This window comes from Massilia sp. CT11-108, from assembly GCF_047302915.1.
Classification (GTDB): Bacteria; Pseudomonadota; Gammaproteobacteria; order Burkholderiales; family Burkholderiaceae_D; genus Telluria; species Telluria orientalis.
The window spans coordinates 1-246 of the sequence record NZ_JBKYMO010001672.1 but is presented as its reverse complement, the minus strand read 5'-3'; the positions used below and the strand labels follow the sequence as shown (position 1 = coordinate 246).

General features: G+C 43.1%; 1 protein-coding gene. It reads right to left on the bottom strand.

Annotated features, from left to right (window positions below):
* On the bottom strand, positions 1-246 hold a 246-nt coding region (locus ACEN88_RS35985; RefSeq protein WP_413347166.1), incomplete at both ends, for a penicillin acylase family protein.

The window sequence follows — 246 nt, the reverse complement described above, 5'->3', positions numbered from 1 at the left end:
CTTGTGTGATAATCTTTAATAGCATCGGTACTGTCGGCAATCAGCTGCAGCTGCACATCGGTATATAAATTGGTTTCGCCATCAACCTCGGCCTGTTTACCTAACTGGTAAAGATAATTGCGTTCGATCCCCTTAAAGTTATCCTCGCATTGGGCATACATCAGCCCAAAAACAACCGAAGCATCTGTTTTTCCATAAATGTGAGGAACTCCCCAATTGTCACGAATAATAGTTACCGCTTTTGCC